The sequence below is a fragment of the Deltaproteobacteria bacterium genome, from assembly GCA_029210625.1.
Classification (GTDB): Bacteria; Myxococcota; Myxococcia; order SLRQ01; family SLRQ01; genus JARGFU01.
This window is the reverse complement of the sequence record JARGFU010000009.1, coordinates 45,946-61,086: the sequence shown is the minus strand read 5'-3', so window position 1 is coordinate 61,086 and position 15,141 is coordinate 45,946. Positions and strand designations below refer to the sequence as shown.

The following is a 15,141-nucleotide window of genomic DNA, read 5'->3' as shown; positions in this document are numbered from 1 at the left end:
CCTCCAGATGGCGTCGTCAGCAACGGGATTCCTATACGCGGTTCTCAAGATCCGCTCGCACGAGCTCCGCGCCACCGCCCTCCACTTCTTCTACCTGCTGAACGTCGTCGGGGTGATCATCATCGGGCGGACCGTCGCGTCCTCCCTCTTCCTCACCCGCTACGATCCCGCGCTCCTGCCCTGGATGTACGTGGCCAGCGCGGCCGCGGTCTCGGCCGCCTCCTGGATCTACTCGCGCCTCACCGCGGGCACCCGCCTCGACCGGCTGATCCTCGCCACGACCCTCATCCTCCTGGGCGCCATCCTCTGCGCCCGGGTGGCGATCGGCGTGGAGCTCCCGGGGGTCCTCGCCCTCCTCTACGTGCTGGTGGAGGTGATGGGCAGCCTGCTCATCATCCAGTTCTGGTCCTTCGCCAACACGGTCCACAACACCCGCGAGGCGAAGCGCCTCTTCGGCGTCATCGGCGCCGGCGGCGTGCTGGCCAACATCATCGTCGGCTTCGGCTCCGCCGCCCTGGTCGCCACCCTCGGCACCGAGAACCTGCTCTTCGTGATGGCCCTCGCGCTGGTGATGGTCGCGGCGATGGTCGTCCTCCTCGGCCGCAGCGGCCGGCAGCAGCTCCTCGCCGCGCAGGTGCGGGGCGCCGGGGGGACGAAGAAGAAGTCGGCCCTCGCCGGCGGCAGCGCCCGGATCTTCGCCTCGAAGCACCTGCGGATCATCGCCGGGATGGTGATGCTCACCTTCGTGGTCACCACCCTGGTGGACTACCAGTTCAAGATCCTGGCCCGGGCCACCTACGACAAGAACGAGCTGACGGCCTTCTTCGCCCTGCTCTACGGCTTCACCGGGCTGCTCTCCTTCTTCATCCAGCTCTTCGTCACCGGCCGCCTCCTCGAGCGCTTCGGCATCGTGGCGGCCCTCTCGCTGCTGCCCTTCTCCCTGGGCCTGGGCAGCGCCGCGGTCTTCCTCTTCCCGAGCGCGATGGTCGCGGCCCTGGCCAAGGGCGGCGACGCGGTCTTCCGCTACACGGTCAACGACGCCACCACCCAGCTCCTCTACCTGCCGGTGCCCGCCCAGAGCCGGCTGAAGGCCAAGGCCTTCATCGACGGCATCCTCAAGCCCGTGGCCTACGGAGGGACCGGGCTGACCCTGGCCCTCCTGATGGGCAGCTTCGAGACCCTCAAGGCCAACGTGCACTGGCTCGCCCTCCCCTCGGCGGTGCTCTGCGTGGCCTGGATCGGCCTGGTGCTGGGCACCCGCTCCGAGTACGTGAAGACCCTGCTGGAGACCCTGCGCCGCCGGCGCCTGGACCTCGAGCAGAGCCCCCTGCGGATCAGCGACGACGCCACCATCCAGGCCCTGGTGCGCTCCCTGGGCAGCGACGACGTCAGCGAGGTGAAGAACGCCCTCGAGCTGATCCGCCACGTGGAGAGGCACGACTGGGATCCGGTGGTCGTGGGCCTCCTCGATCACGAGAGCCCCGAGGTCCGCACCCGGGCGCTGGCCCACCTGGCCCACCGGGGCTCCCTCGAGTACGGCGCCGAGGTCTTCCGCCGGGTCGAGGATCCGGAGCAGACGGTGCGAGCCGAGGCCATCACCGCCTACTGCGCCATCGGACGGGAGAAGGCCATCCGGGCGGTGCAGCCCTTCCTGGAGGACGAGAGCCCGGAGATCCGCGCCGCCGCGATGGTCGGGATGATCCGCTTCGGCGGCCTCGACGGGGTGCTGGCGGCCGCCGAGTCCCTCAAGGCCATGCTGGAGAACGAGGACCCCGTCCTGCGCCGGCACGGCGCGCGGGTGCTGGGCGCCATCCGGGTGCGCAACTTCTACCAGCCGGTGCTCCGCCTCCTGGGAGATCCCGATCTGCGGGTGCGCCTGGCCGCCATCGAGTCGGCGGGGCAGATGCGCAGCCCGGAGCTGGTCCTGCCGCTGATCTACAAGCTCGGCTCGAAGGAGACCGCGCCGGCGGCCATCACCGCGCTGGCCCTCTACGGCGCGGGGGTCGAGCGCACCCTCTCCAAGGTGCTGGCCAACTCCGGCGAGGAGATCGCCATCCGCCGCAACATCCCCCCGGTGCTCGGGCGCCTGGCCACCGTCGAGGCCGCCAACCTCCTGGCCCGGCACCTCGACGAGGTGGACGGCCTGCTGCGCTCGCGGGTCTGCCGGGCGCTCAACCGGATCCTCTACCGCCACCCCGGCCTCGCGACCCCGCGCGGCGCCATCGAGCGCGCGCTCTCCCGCGAGGCGCGAGTCGCCTTCGAGGCCCTCCAGCGCCTCGAGGATCTCGAGCTGCGGGGACGGGCCCTCGCCGAGGGCGGCCTCCTCGCCGCCGCGCTGGAGGAGACCGCGGGGCTCTCCCGGGAGCGGATCTTCCTGCTCCTGGGCGTGATCTACCCGACCAAGACCATCGAGGTGGTCCACGCCGGCCTCTCCTCCGAGGTGCCCGCCATCCGCGCCAACGCCCTGGAGGTCCTCGACAACACCCTGACCAAGGAGCACCGGGGCATCGTCCTGCCCCTGGTGGACGACACCCCCGTCGAGGAGACGCTGGAGGTGGGCCGGGGGCTCTTCGAGCTCGAGGTGCTGCCGGCCAGCGACGCCCTGGAGCAGCTGCTGGCCGACCCCTCCCCCTGGGTCTGCGCCTGCGCCCTGCGCTACCTCTCGGACCGCGCCGCCACCACCGATCCCGCGGTGGGCCAGCGCGCGCTCCCCTTCCTCGACGCCGCGGATCCGCTGGTGCGGGAGACCGCCGGCTGGGTCGCGGGCCACCACCTCGAGGAGCCCGAGGCGCGGCGGGTCCTCGACCGCCTGGCCGAGGATCCCAGCCCCCTGGTCAGGAAGCTCGCGAGCCTGCCACGTCGTCCAGGGTTCGCCGCAGCCGGGCCGTGAGGACCCGGATGATGCCCTGGGCGATCTCCGGCTTCTCGCCGAGGATGTCGTAGAAGTCCTCGCGGGCGATCTTCAGGCAGTCGACGTCGTCGATGGCGCTCACCGAGGCCGAGCGCGGCGCGCTGTCGAGGATGGCCATCTCGCCGAAGCACTCGCCGGCCCCGAGGCGCGCGACCTCCCGGCTGCCCTTGTGCACCTTCACCTTCCCCGAGACGACCAGGAAGAGCGCGTCGCCCAGCTCGCCCTCCTCGAAGATCGCCTCGCCGTCCTCGAAGGTGACCTCCTCGGTGATCACGCTGATCTGCGCCAGATCCTCGCCCGGGATCCGGGCGAAGAGATCGATCGACTTCAGGAAGAGGACTTTCTCGACGGTGGTCAGCATGGGGCTCGCCCGCAGCCTACTACGGACCGGTCCCCGTCGAGAGCACCACGGGGATGCGCACCCGCTCGGCCTTGGCCGGCCTGGTGCCCGTCAGGCGGATCGCCCGCCCCGCCTCCTCCAGGCAGATCTCCAGGCTGCGATCGCCCAGGCTGCTCTCCAGCACCGAGACCTGGGAGGCGCGGCCGTCGTCCTCGATCCGGATCTCGAGGGTCGCCCGCCCGCTGGGCACCACCGCCGTGAGGAGGTGCTCGCCCAGGCAGAGCCAGGCGTCGCGCCGCTGCTCGAGGCGCTCGGTCAGCCAGGCCGCCCCCGGCTCGAGGGGGGCCTTGCCGGGGAAGAGCACCTCCCGGGCGCTGCGGGCCATCAGGGCCCAGCGCCCCTCGTCGTCCAGGGCCGCCGAGCCGCCGATCACGCCCTGGCGAACGCCTTCGTGATCCACCACCGAGAGCACCCAGACGAAGCGATCGGCGTTCTGCCCGACCCAGCCGTCGATGATCCGCCCGATCCGCAGGTGAGAGGCCATCTCGCCCAGGGCTGCGGGGCTGCCGTCGCCCCGCAGGGCGGCCCGGCTCTCCACGTCCCGCAGCGCCTCGTGCTCGCCCTCGCGGACCGCGCGCTGGCCCTCGCGGGCCACCACGCCCTCGAGCACCCGCAGGACGTCCGGCAGCACCTCCTGGGGCACGCCGCGCAGCTTGGGCTCGAGGATCAGCACCTCGTCCTCGGCCACGGCCGGCGGCTGGTCCGAGGGGCGCCCCCGCTTCGGCCCGATCGAGCAGGCGGCGAGGAGGAGAGGGATCAGGAGGACCGGGAGGCGGCTGCGGGCCCGGGAGCGGCCCTCGCGGGACACGGCCCCGGTCAAAGGGATAGTATGACGAAGATCACCCATGGCGGACTCCAGCCTAGACAAGCTCTTTTCCGACGTCGACCTCCACGAGCAGCAGACGACGGTCCAGCCCCAGCGGCAGGCGGCGGTCTCCGTCGACGCCGAGTCGGCGGACGAGGCCACGCTGAAGGCCAAGACCAGGGCCGTGCACGAGGCCTATTCGCAGATCGCGAAGGGCATCAAGAACATCGGCATCTACATGCACAACACCGCCCGGCACCCCGAGTATCTCGAGCCGGCGCTGGAGGCGATCCACCGCTACGGTGAGGCCTACGGGCCGATGGTGGTCTCGGTGGAGGCCTCGGGCTTCATCTTCAACAAGCAGCACGTCTTCAGCGAGACCTTCCAGAACGAGTCGATCCCCTACAAGTTCTACCGGGAGGGCGTGCGCCGGCTGATCTTCCGGCCCACCCTGACGATGCCCGAGTTCCAGGCCTGGATTCAGATCTGCATGGCCAACCTGAACTCGGCCGACTACCTCGGCAAGAACGCCCTCTCCCTGATGTGGGAGTCGCAGTTCGAGGACATCGAGTACGTCGTCGTCGACAGCTTCAAGATCGACGACATGGAGGAGGACGACGTCGAGATCGAGGTCGACAAGATCGTCAACTACCTCTACTCGCGCCTCAAGTCGGACTCCAAGGACTACCTGCGCTTCGCCCGCCTCTCCGCCGAGGATCTCGACCGGGAGATCGACGACGTCGAGCAGATCCGCGGCGCCATCATCTCCGGCCAGCCCTGCGAGGACGAGCTGGCCGCCCGCCTCCAGACCGAGATCGAGCTCGACGAGCGCGAGCGGATGCTCCCCAAGCTGGTGAACATCGTCTTCAAGGTCACCGAGTCGGCGGGGCAGCAGGGCGACGAGCGGGCGGTGCGCGAGGTCTTCCTCCAGCTCCTCGACGCGATGCTCCTCCAGGAGGACTTCTCCTCCATCAACCAGATCCTCACCAAGTTCCGGGCCGCCGAGCGCGACCCCACCCACGGGGACTTCTTCCACCAGACCCACGAGTACTTCGTCGGCCGGATGGGTGACGAGGAGCGGCTGCGGAAGATCGGCGAGATCCTGAACACGAGCCGGCCGAGGAACCCCAAGGAGGTCTTCCGCTACCTCTACGTCCTCGACGCCACGGTCATCCCGCCCCTGCTGGACATCCTCGACACCATCGAGATCCAGGAGAACCGGGTCATCATCTGCGACGCCCTGGTCGCCATCGGCAAGGAGACCCCCGAGCCCTTCGCCGCGCGGCTGAACTCCGAGCGCAGCCAGCTCGTGCGCGACATGATGTACATCATCGACCGCATCGACGCGCCCAACAAGATCCAGATGTTCGGGCAGGCCCTGAAGAACCCCAACCTCGCGGTCCGCCTCGAGGCCCTCGGCGTCATCGCCCGCTCCCGCACCGAGGAGTGCCGGGCCCTCATCTCCGAGCGCCTCGACGACGACAACGCCCAGATGCGGATCCAGGCCGCCCGCCTGCTCCCCATCTACGACCAGCAGAAGGCCTACCAGGCCCTCCTGAAGCTGGTGAAGTCCGACGAGTTCCAGAAGCGCGACCTGAAGGAGCGCATGCAGGTCTACGGGGCCCTCGGCGCCACCCAGCAGCCGGGCGCCCTCTCCTACTTCGCCGACCTCCTCAAGCCCAAGGGGCTCTTCAAGAAGGCCCAGACCGAGGAGCAGCAGCTGGCCATCGCCGGCCTCTCCCAGCTGGCCTCCATCCCCTCCTTCCAGCTCCTCCAGGCGGAGGCCGAGCGGAAGGGCAACGCCCCGGAGGTGATCACGGCGGCCAAGCGAGGCATGGCGGCGGTGCGCAAGGAGCTCTTCGGTGAGGAGGAAGAGGACTAGATGAGCGGCGGGATGAAGATCACCGGATCCGGCAGCGACGAGCGGATCGACGAGTTCGGACGGGAGCACAGCGACAAGCTGCAGTCCCTCGGCAAGCAGCTGGTCTCCTCCCTCTACATGCTCGTGCGCTCGGTGAAGCTCTACGACCCCGAGAACGCGATCTTCGTGAAGCCCCTCGAGGTGCTCAAGGACACCATCAACACCATCATCGCGGCGGACAACCAGCTCGTCCTCCAGGCGATGAAGGAGTCCTTCTACCTCAACAACATGCTGGTGAAGACCGACTACAACAGCCTGGAGAACGTCCGGGCCCTGGTCGCCGAGTTCCAGGAGAAGGGGGTCGGCGGCTTCGTGCTCCAGCACCCCATCAACATGGACGAGCTGCGCAACTTCGTCTGGATCTTCTCCGCCAAGAACGAGGACGACGCCGACGAGGACGGCGTCATGGGCCGCAAGCTGGTCAACATCAAGGTCAGCAAGTGGAAGAAGATCAAGGAGAAGCTCAAGGACGACAACGAGGACGCCGTCGATCGCAAGAAGTACGCGGTCACCGTCTACGCCCGGGCGATCTTCTACATGCGGACCTACATGGAGCGGCTGCGCGAGGGGAAGACCATCTCCCTCCGGACCGCCGACCGCTTCATCCAGGATCTGGTCGACATCTGCTTCGAGCAGCGCACCCACTTCCTGGGGATGACGACCATGGACCGGGAGCAGGACTACCTGGTCTTCCACTCGGTCAACACGGCGCTGATCTCGATCGTCTTCGGCTCGGAGCTCGGCCTGTCCAAGGCGCAGCTCAAGCAGCTCGGGCTCATCGCCCTCTTCCACGACGTGGGCATGGCGGTGATCGACCCCGACCTGATGCGCAAGAGGGGCGCGCTCTCCGTGGCCGAGAAGGCCGAGATCAACCGGGCGCCGCTGCGGGCGGTCGAGGACATCCTCTCCCGGGGCGGCCTCTCGCGCACCGAGGTCTCCCGCCTGGTCTCGACCATCGAGCACCACGAGGACTTCGGCACCGCGGTGAAGGACTCCAAGGGACAGATCCAGATGATCATCCCGAAGACCCACCTGGCGATCTATTCGAAGATCCTCGCCATCACGAACACCTACGACGCCCTCACCTCGAACCGCCCCTTCCGCGACGCCTACGGCCCCGAGATCGCGCTGACCCTCATGTGGAGCGAGATGCGCCACAAGTTCGACCCCGAGCTGCTGCAGGTCTTCATGAAGGTGATGGCCATCCAGCCGGTGCGGGTGCTCGCGAAGGGTAAACGCAAGGTGACCATGGGTTAGGGGCCCAGGGGCTCGCGGGCTACTCGGAGAGGATCTCGACGGCCCTCGCCCACTCCGGCGGCAGCGGCGCCTCGAAGGTCATCCGTTCACCCGTCTCCGGATGCTCGAAGGAGAGCCGGTGCGCGTGGAGCGCGTGGTGCCCGAGCACCTTCGCCGCCCGGACGACCTTCGGCCCCGGCTTGCCCCGCCCGAGGTCGTAGATCCCCTCGCCGATCAGCGGGTGGCCCGCCTCGGCCAGGTGCACCCGGATCTGGTGCGTCCGCCCGGTCTTCGGCCTCACCTCCAGCTCGGCCGCGCCCGTGAAGCGGCGCAGCACCCGCCAGCGGGTCAGGGCCGCCCGGGCGTCCGGCCGCCCCCCGGTCCGCTGACCGGTGAAGCGCTTGCGGTCCACGGGGTGGCGGGCCAGCGGCGCGTCGCTCGCCCCCTCGTCGTCGTCGAAGCGCCCGCGGGCCAGGGCGAGGTAGACCTTCTCCACCGTCCGCTCCTTGAACTGGGCCTGCAGCCCCTGGAGCGCCGCGTCCGACTTGGCCAGGACGAGGACCCCGGTGGTGTCCTTGTCCAGGCGGTGCACCACCCCGGGCCGCAGCTCGCCCCCGATCCCCTTCAGGTCGGGCACGTGGAAGAGGATGGCGTTGACCACCGTCCCGTCGACCGAGCCCGGCGCCGGGTGCACCGCCATCCCGGCCGGCTTGTCCACGACCACGATCGCCCCGTCCTGGTAGAGGATCGGCAGGGGGAGATCCTGGGCGGCCGGCGCGTCGTCCGGGGAGACGACCTCCGGGACCTCGACCTCCAGGGTCATCCCGGCGTCCACCTTCCGGGAGGGCCGATCCACGGCGACCCCCTCGAGGGTCACCCTCCCCTCCTCGATGAGCTGCTGGCAGCGGGAGCGGGAGAGCCCGGGGAGGCGTCCGGCGAGCAGGCGGTCGATCCGCTGCCCGGCCTCGGCCGCCTCCACCTCCAGCCGGTGAAGTCCAGGCACTACCAGATCTTCGACTTGATGTGCCCCTTGGGCCGGATCACGATGTCGACCAGGGCACGGTCGAAGTAGTTCGTGCTCGCGTAGAGCTCCGGGTGGATGCCGCTCTTGTAGTGCTCTCGGCCCTCCTCGATCTCGTCGGCGAGGCGGGTGAAGAGATCGTCGTTCTCGATCCCCTCGACCACCTTCTTCTCGTTGTAGAGGGAGATGTCCGAGGCGATCGCGCGAGCGCGACGCCAGGCGGCTTCCTTGGTGTCGATGAGGGCCATGGGTCAATTCCTCGCCCGAAAGGGCGCTCAAGGCAAGAGTTCGGTGTTCCAGTAGGCGGCGTCCGCCTCGGAGAGGAAGGGCCGCCACTGGGCCAGGATGCCCGGCCGCAGGCCCTTCCGGATCAGGGGAGACCACCGGGGCTTGTGGGGTCGGCGCAGGAGACGCATCCCCGCCTGCTCCGGGGTCCGGCCGCCCTTCTTCAGGTTGCAGCGGATGCAGCAGCAGACGATGTTCTCCCAGGAGGTCACGCCCCCCTGGGTGCGCGGCTTCACGTGATCGAGGTTCAGGCCCTCCCGGGGCAGGGTCCGGCCGCAGTACTGGCAGGTGTTCCCGTCCCGCAGGTAGATGTTGAGGCGGGAGAAGCGCACCTGCCGCCGGGGCAGCGCAGCGCAGGCCTGCAGCAGCACCACCCGCGGGACGCGGATCCGGGTCCGCACGGTCCCGATGCTGTCCTCGTGGGCCGAGAGGGCCGACCAGGAGGGAAAGTCGTAGAGCTGGTAGCGCTCGTCCACGGCCTTGGCCGCCCCCTGGTAGAGCAGGACGAAGGCGCGCCGCACGGTGGTCACATGGATCGGCTGATAGTGCTTGTTCAGCACCAGGACTGCGGTGTTCAACATCAACACCGACATTATAGCGATCCGACAAGGAGGCTCCGCAAGTCCCCGCCTCTGCGAGGCTTTCCCGATCGAGGCCCCGGCGCCTCTAGCGCGCCGCGGCGATCACCGCGGCGGCCACCGCCTCCAGCACCGGGAGCTCGGGCTCGAGGGTGCGCAGGTGCAGCCAGAGGGCGTCCTCGCGGACCACGGCGACGACCCCCGGGTGCCCCCCCTCTCCGCGGCGCAGGCGGGCCGAGACCCGCTCCGGCGTCGGCACCCGCAGGCGCACCGCCATCCCGGGGAGCGCGAGCCGGTGCGAGCTGCCGCCGCCGACGCGATCGGTGCAGGGCTCCAGGCTGGCGTCCAGGCCGGCGGCGCAGAGCGGCTCCAGCAGGAAGGCGCCGAGGGCGGCCAGATCCGGCACCGTCGCCCGCACCATCCGCTGGAGGGGGACCCGGGCGTGGGCGCCGCGGCGGTAGAGGGCCAGGGTCGCCTCCAGGGCCGCCAGGGTGACCTTGTCGCAGCGCAGGCTGCGCATCAGGGGGTGGCGGCCCAGGCGCTCGATCAGCGCGCCCTTCCCGACCACGATGCCGGCCTGCGGCCCGCCCAGGAGCTTGTCGCCCGAGAAGCAGACCAGATCGGCGCCGCCGGCGATGCAGCCGTCCACCGTGGCCTCCGACTCCAGCACGGTGCCCTGCGCGGCTGTCGAGAAGAGGCCCGAGCCCAGGTCCACCACGAGGGGCAGGCCGGTCTCGCGGGCCAGACCCGCCAGCTCCTCGAGGGAGGCCTCCTCGGTGAAGCCCTCGATGCTGAAGTTCGAGCGGTGGACCTTGAGCAGCGCCCCGGTCCGGGGCCCGACGGCGGCGGCGTGGTCCCGGAGGCGCGTGCGGTTGGTCGTCCCCACCTCGCGCAGCTGGCAGCCGCTGCGCTCCATCACCTCGGGCACCCGGAAGCCGCCGCCGATCTCGACCAGCTCGCCCCGGGAGACGGGCACCTCCCGCCCCTGGGCCAGCTCGGCCAGGACCAGCATCACCGCCGCCGCGCAGTTGTTCACCACCAGCGCGCCCTCGGCCCCCGAGAGCGCCTTCAGGTGCGCGACCACCCCCGGGGCCCGCGGGCCGCGCCGGCCGGAGCCCAGATCGATCTCCAGGGGCACGAAGGCCGCCGCCGCGAGCATCGCCTCCCGGGCCTCGAGGGCCAGCGGCGCCCGCCCGAGGTTGGTGTGCAGCAGCACCCCGGTGGCGTTGTGCAGCGGGGGCAGCGTGGGGGCCAGCGCTCGCCCGAGCGCCGCCTCGATGGCCGCGTCGCCGCACTCGGCGTCGATCACCGCCTCGGCGGGCGCGTCGCTCTCGCGCAGCCGCTGGCGGGCGCGCTCGACGCACTCCCGCAGGACCGAGAGCAGGAGGGCCGCGCCGTGCTCGGCCTCCAGGGCCTGCACCGCCGGCCGCGCCTTGAGGGCGTCCACCGCGGGGAGCGCCCGCAGGCGCCGCTGGAGATCGTCGTGGCTCATCACTCGCTCCGGGCCGGGGCGTCCGGCAGGAAGAGTCTCTCCCCATCCGCACCGTAGAGGAAGCGGTAGGCGGCCAGGGTCTCGAGCACGCGCCGCGTGTAGCGCCGGGTCTCGGCGTAGCCCATGGTCTCCAGGAAGAGCACCAGGGGGAGCTCACCCCGCTCCTCCTGCCAGCCCTGCACGCTGCGGCCCCCGCCGTTGTAGGCGGCGACCATCAGGGGCAGCGCCTCTCCGACCTGGCTGCGCAGGTCCGAGAGGTAGCGGCAGGAGACCCGGAGGTTGAGCTCGGGATCGAGGAGCCGCTCGGCCGTGACCGGCTCGGGCAGCCCCATCCGCCGGCCGGTGTCCCCGGCGGTGGTCGGCATCAGCTGCGCCAGGCCCACCGCGCCGGCCCAGGAGCGGGCGCCCGGATCGAGGGCGCTCTCCTCCCGGATGATGGCCTGCACCAGGTCGGGCGGCACCGCGACGGGGGCGCAGGCCGCCTCGATCAGCGAGCGGTAGGCGCGAGGATAGGCGGTCTGCCAGACCCAGAGGTTCCGGCGGGTCGGGCGCTTGCCCAGCGCCGCCCGCCCGGCGCGGGTCGCGCGCAGGAGGAGCTGCGCCTCCCGGACGCCACCGGCCCGCGCGAGCAGCCCGGCCAGCACGAGGACCTCGGGGCCCTTCAGCCCCCGCCGGGGGATCTCGCCGAGCACCTCCCGGGCCTCCGCCTCCAGGCCCAGGGCGAGGAGGCGACGCCCCACCCGCACCGCCTCGCCCTCGAGGAAGTCCCGGGAGACGGTCTGCGGGGGGAAGGTGCCCGGCGGGCGGGGGGTCGCCAGCAGCCGCCGATCGCGCGCGGCCGCCTCCGCCGGCGCGTGCTCGCGCAGGAGGGCCCGGGCGAAGCTGCCGTGGAAGGTCAGGGGCCCCTCGTCGATCACCTGCCGCAGCAGGCGCAGGGCCGCCGCCCTCCCCTTGCTGCCGCCCCGGGAGAGCAGGGTCAGGGCCTGGAAGTAGCGCGCCCGGCGCAGGTCGAAGCCCGAGGCCCGCCGGGCCGCCAGCTTCTCGTAGCGCTTGAGGGCCACCATCGCCTTGCCCGGCCTCCCGACCCGCAGCCAGCGCCGGGCCAGGCGCCAGGCCGCCTTCAGGGCGAAGTTCCCCTGCGGGTGCTCCGCCAGGATCGTCTCGAGCACCCGCGCGGCCTCGTCGTCCCGGCCGGCGAGGAGGTGGAGGTCGGCGATGAAGAAGAGGGCGTCGTCGATCCGGGGGTCGTCCGGGTGGCGCTCGATGAGGCGCTGGTAGAGCGGGATGGCGGGATCCCGCAGGGCGATGGAGGCGGCCGAGGCGCGGAGCCACTCGGCCTCCAGCACCTGATCCGCCCGCTGCGGGCAGCGCTCGCCGTAGGCCTCCAGCTCGTCGATGGCCTCCCGGTAGTTGCGCTCCAGGCGGTGGGCCTTGCCCAGGATCAGGGAGAGGCGGCAGGCGACCTCTCCGCCGGGCTCCAGGCTCGCCCGCAGGCGCAGGGCCTCGGGGATGGCCAGGGCGCTGTGGTTGGCGGCGACCAGGGCCGCGAGGCGATCGACCTGGGCGGCGGGCTCCAGCGCGGAGGGCAGCGTGGGGTCGGCGGCGGTGGCGGCGAGCCCCTCCGCCGAGGCCGGACCCCGGCGCAGGAGGGTGAGGCGCTGATGGCGAGCCTCCGGGCCGCGGCCGGCCGCCTCGAGCAGGCGGGCGTACGCCACCCGCAGGGGCGGCTCGGCCTCGAGCTCGGGCTCGGTCCCCAGGGCGTCGCCGACCAGGGAGAGCCCCTCCTCCAGGGTGGCCGGGGCCGGCGGCGAGGCGAGGTGCCGCTCCACCCAGGCCACGACCAGTCCCACCTTCGCCGGGTGCCCCGCCGGCAGCGCCTGGATCCGGGCCGCCAGCCCCGCGGGCGCCCTCCCCGGCGCGGCGAGGGCCTCGCGCAGCGCTCGCACCTCCAGCCAGCCCTGCAGGGCCGGGTCGGCCCCGGCCCAGGCGTCGCTCGGCGCCGGGACCAGCTCCGCCGCCTCGAGCCGGACGCTCTCCGGCCCGGCGCGGGCAGGCCCGGTGGCGCCGAGGCAGAGCCCCAGCAGGCCGAGGGAGACCGGGGCGAGGAGGCGCTGCGGGACGGACACCATGAACCTCGATAACAAAGGACGCGGCCTCCTGTCAGGATCGTGACAGGAGTGCCAGCCGGCTGTGATCCCGGTCGTTGCGGCTGCCAGCCTGCCTGCTACATTGCCGGCGGACGATGGACCTGAGAGCACAGTCGGCCTTCATGGCCGCGCTCATCGCCGCCGTGCTGGCGGTCGCGGTCTCCCTGCGAGCCACCGAGCGGCGCCACGCCCAGCTCTTCGCCCTGCTCTCGGGCAACCTCTCGGTCTGGCTCCTCACCGACTTCCTGCTGGCGGCGACCGGCGGGGAGATCTTCTCCCGCCTGATCCTCGTCTCCGGCGCGGCGATGCCGGTCTCGGCCTACCGCTTCTTCCAGGCCTTCCCCGCTCTCCACACCCACGCCCCCACGCCGCCGCCGATCATGCGCAAGGGCTTCGAGCGGGCGCTCCTGGGCGGCGCCATCCTCTCGACCGCGGTGGCCTTCTCCCCCCTGGTCCGCAGCTTCATCGCCCGCTCGGTGGTGGCGACCTTCGCCTTCGGCTCCCTGCTGACCCTCTTCTACCTGGCCCACCAGCAGCGGAACCTGGCGGAGAGCCGCATCGAGCGCACCCGGGTGAACTACGTCGTCGTCGGCGGGATCATCGCCCTGGGCTTCGCCGGCACGGCCTTCATCCCCGGCCTCTCCGGGCTCTTCGCCGCCATCGGCAACATCGGCATCGTCGTCTACCTCTTCTTCCTCTCCCAGGCGGTCCTCCAGCACCGCCTGCTGGATCTGAACGAGCTCCTCGGCCGGATCGTGGTGCTCTCGGGCCTCGCCCTCCTCCTGGCCCTGGTCTTCGGCTTCATCGTGGTGGCCGTGGGCGACTCGCCCCCGATCCTCCTCTTCAACCTCCTGCTCACGGCGCTGGTCCTCCTGACGATCTCCGATCCCCTGCGCTCGCGGATCGAGCGGCGGGTGATGGCCTGGCTCTTCGCCGAGCGCTACGAGCTCACCGGGGTCCTCGGCCGCCTGCGCCGGGAGCTGCCCGGCATCATCGATCCCACGATGGCCGCCGAGCGCCTCCTCGAGCGGATCTACGAGACCAACCGGATCACCCACGCCAGCTTCTACGTCCTCTCGGCCGACGCCACCGGCTACCGGAGGGTGGCCCACCGGGGCCCCGAGCCGCCCCGCTGGATCGACGCCACCAGCCTGGCGCCCCTGGTGGAGAACGCCCAGGAGGGCAAGAAGGCCGTCCTGCGCGAGACCCTGGAGCTCTCCCTCACCCAGGCCCGCTCCAGCCTCCGCCAGGTGGAGCGGCCGGTGCGCACCGAGGAGGACACCCACCACGAGCCTCCGGCGGTCGCCCGCCTCGCCCGCTCCTTCGAGGCCATGGAGCGGATGGGCTCGGGGGTGGCCGTGCCCCTCCTGGGCACCAGCCACGGGGTCGTGGGCTTCCTCAACCTGCGGGACGAGCGGGTCTACGAGGCCTTCTCCTCCAACGAGATCGCGGCCCTGATCATGGTCAGCGAGGTCCTGGCCACCCTGGTCGAGAACTCGAAGCTCTACGAGCGGATGAAGGAGCGCGACCGCCTCGCCGCCCTCGGCGAGATGGCCGCCGGCCTCGCCCACGAGATCCGCAACCCCCTCGGGGCCATCAAGGCGGCCGCCCAGTACCTCGATCCCGAGAGCATGAAGGGCGACGAGGGCGAGTTCCTCCAGATCATCATCGACGAGACCGACCGCCTCAACGGCGTCGTCTCCCAGTTCCTCGACTACGCCCGGCCCCTGAAGGCGAAGTTCACCGACACCGACCTCAACGAGGTCGTCCGCAAGACCCTCCGCCTCCTCGAGAAGCGGGAGATCCCCGAGACCGTCGGCATCAGCCTCGCCCTCGAGGAGGGCCTGCCCCCGATCCAGGCGGACCCCGAGCAGCTCCAGCAGGTCCTGATCAACCTCGCCCTCAACGCCGTGCAGGCCATGGGGGGCGAGGGGAGACTCGAGCTGCGCACCCGGCTGCGACCCGCCCCCGGCGGCGGTCCTCATCAGCCCGGCCCCGGCAGCGACATCATCGAGCTGCGGGTCGCCGACACCGGCCCCGGCATCTCCGCCACCGACCGCGCCAACCTCTTCATCCCCTTCTTCACCACCAAGGAGCGGGGCACCGGCCTGGGCCTGCCCATCTGCCAGCGCCTCATCCGCAACCACGGCGGCACCCTCGAGGTCTTCTCCCGGACCGGGATGGGCACCGAGTTCGTGGTCCGGCTGCCGCTCTCCGGTGGCGAACGCCTGGGGACCGAGAGCGTCGAGGAGGAGGAGATCGACGAGGGGCCCGGGGGGGTCGTGGTGCCGCTTCGGCGGAAGGACTGAAAAGCCCCGTCCACGTACACGTCCACGTCTACGTAC

Annotated in this window: 11 protein-coding genes; 4 read left to right on the top strand and 7 right to left on the bottom strand. The window is 71.3% G+C overall.

The genetic code is table 11. The annotated features are described in order from the left end of the window. Window positions 1-7: 7 nt before the first annotated feature. Window positions 8-2,890 carry an Npt1/Npt2 family nucleotide transporter gene (locus P1V51_10190; GenBank protein ID MDF1563406.1) on the top strand — a complete coding sequence of 961 codons (2,883 nt, stop codon included), beginning with the start codon at window positions 8-10 and terminating at the stop codon, window positions 2,888-2,890. On the opposite strand, the gene P1V51_10185 is transcribed toward P1V51_10190, so the two are convergent. Both P1V51_10185 and P1V51_10180 read right to left on the bottom strand, forming a co-directional pair. After that, window positions 2,835-3,272, bottom strand: coding sequence for a cyclic nucleotide-binding domain-containing protein (locus tag P1V51_10185; protein ID MDF1563405.1), 438 nt, complete (start codon window positions 3,270-3,272; stop codon window positions 2,835-2,837). The two genes, P1V51_10190 and P1V51_10185, sit on opposite strands and share 56 nt — an antisense overlap. 19 nt (window positions 3,273-3,291) lie before the next feature. Then, window positions 3,292-4,119, bottom strand: coding sequence for a hypothetical protein (locus P1V51_10180; protein ID MDF1563404.1), 828 nt, complete (start codon window positions 4,117-4,119; stop codon window positions 3,292-3,294). Window positions 4,120-4,156: 37 nt separating this feature from the next. Between P1V51_10180 and P1V51_10175 the strand changes: the two genes are divergently transcribed. Together P1V51_10175 and P1V51_10170 are read left to right on the top strand one after the other, a co-directional pair. Continuing rightward, entirely contained in the window at window positions 4,157-5,998 is a 1,842-nt protein-coding gene (locus P1V51_10175) for a HEAT repeat domain-containing protein (GenBank protein MDF1563403.1), read from the top strand. A 12-nt stretch (window positions 5,999-6,010) separates the two neighbouring features. After that, window positions 6,011-7,294, top strand: coding sequence for a hypothetical protein (locus P1V51_10170; GenBank protein ID MDF1563402.1), 1,284 nt, complete (start codon window positions 6,011-6,013; stop codon window positions 7,292-7,294). A gap of 19 nt (window positions 7,295-7,313) precedes the next feature. Here P1V51_10170 and P1V51_10165 read toward each other — a convergent pair whose 3' ends face one another. From P1V51_10165 to P1V51_10145, 5 genes are all read right to left on the bottom strand, one after another. Continuing rightward, the gene (locus P1V51_10165; protein MDF1563401.1) at window positions 7,314-8,276 is read right to left on the bottom strand and encodes an RluA family pseudouridine synthase; all 963 of its coding nucleotides are present in this window, start codon (window positions 8,274-8,276) and stop codon (window positions 7,314-7,316) included. Further along, a complete protein-coding gene (locus P1V51_10160) occupies window positions 8,276-8,542 on the bottom strand; it encodes a hypothetical protein (protein MDF1563400.1) in 267 nt (88 codons plus the stop codon). The genes P1V51_10165 and P1V51_10160 overlap by 1 nt, the downstream gene beginning before the upstream one ends. A 27-nt stretch (window positions 8,543-8,569) precedes the next feature. Next, window positions 8,570-9,160, bottom strand: a complete 591-nt coding sequence (locus tag P1V51_10155) for an HNH endonuclease (GenBank protein MDF1563399.1) — start codon at window positions 9,158-9,160, stop codon at window positions 8,570-8,572. A gap of 85 nt (window positions 9,161-9,245) precedes the next feature. After that, window positions 9,246-10,649: an L-seryl-tRNA(Sec) selenium transferase gene (gene selA, locus P1V51_10150; protein ID MDF1563398.1), complete on the bottom strand. Its 1,404-nt coding sequence runs from the start codon at window positions 10,647-10,649 to the stop codon at window positions 9,246-9,248. Beyond that, window positions 10,649-12,778, bottom strand: coding sequence for a transglycosylase SLT domain-containing protein (locus P1V51_10145; protein MDF1563397.1), 2,130 nt, complete (start codon window positions 12,776-12,778; stop codon window positions 10,649-10,651). Before P1V51_10145 ends, selA begins: the two co-directional genes overlap by 1 nt. Before the next feature lie 113 nt (window positions 12,779-12,891). Between P1V51_10145 and P1V51_10140 the strand changes: the two genes are divergently transcribed. After that, on the top strand, window positions 12,892-15,105 hold the full coding sequence (locus P1V51_10140; GenBank protein ID MDF1563396.1) for an ATP-binding protein: 2,214 nt from the start codon (window positions 12,892-12,894) through the stop codon (window positions 15,103-15,105). Window positions 15,106-15,141: the final 36 nt, after the last annotated feature.

What these genes read in the sequence shown, in the direction of transcription:
- P1V51_10190 (MDF1563406.1), top strand. Translation starts at nt 8, where the DNA reads ATGGCGTCGTCAGCAACGGGATTCCTATACGCGGTTCTCAAGATCCGC.
- selA (MDF1563398.1), bottom strand. Translation starts at nt 10,649, where the DNA reads ATGAGCCACGACGATCTCCAGCGGCGCCTGCGGGCGCTCCCCGCGGTG.
- P1V51_10185 (MDF1563405.1), bottom strand. Translation starts at nt 3,272, where the DNA reads ATGCTGACCACCGTCGAGAAAGTCCTCTTCCTGAAGTCGATCGATCTC.
- P1V51_10175 (MDF1563403.1), top strand. Translation starts at nt 4,157, where the DNA reads ATGGCGGACTCCAGCCTAGACAAGCTCTTTTCCGACGTCGACCTCCAC.
- P1V51_10170 (MDF1563402.1), top strand. Translation starts at nt 6,011, where the DNA reads ATGAAGATCACCGGATCCGGCAGCGACGAGCGGATCGACGAGTTCGGA.
- P1V51_10160 (MDF1563400.1), bottom strand. Translation starts at nt 8,542, where the DNA reads ATGGCCCTCATCGACACCAAGGAAGCCGCCTGGCGTCGCGCTCGCGCG.
- P1V51_10155 (MDF1563399.1), bottom strand. Translation starts at nt 9,160, where the DNA reads ATGTTGAACACCGCAGTCCTGGTGCTGAACAAGCACTATCAGCCGATC.
- P1V51_10145 (MDF1563397.1), bottom strand. Translation starts at nt 12,778, where the DNA reads ATGGTGTCCGTCCCGCAGCGCCTCCTCGCCCCGGTCTCCCTCGGCCTG.
- P1V51_10140 (MDF1563396.1), top strand. Translation starts at nt 12,892, where the DNA reads ATGGACCTGAGAGCACAGTCGGCCTTCATGGCCGCGCTCATCGCCGCC.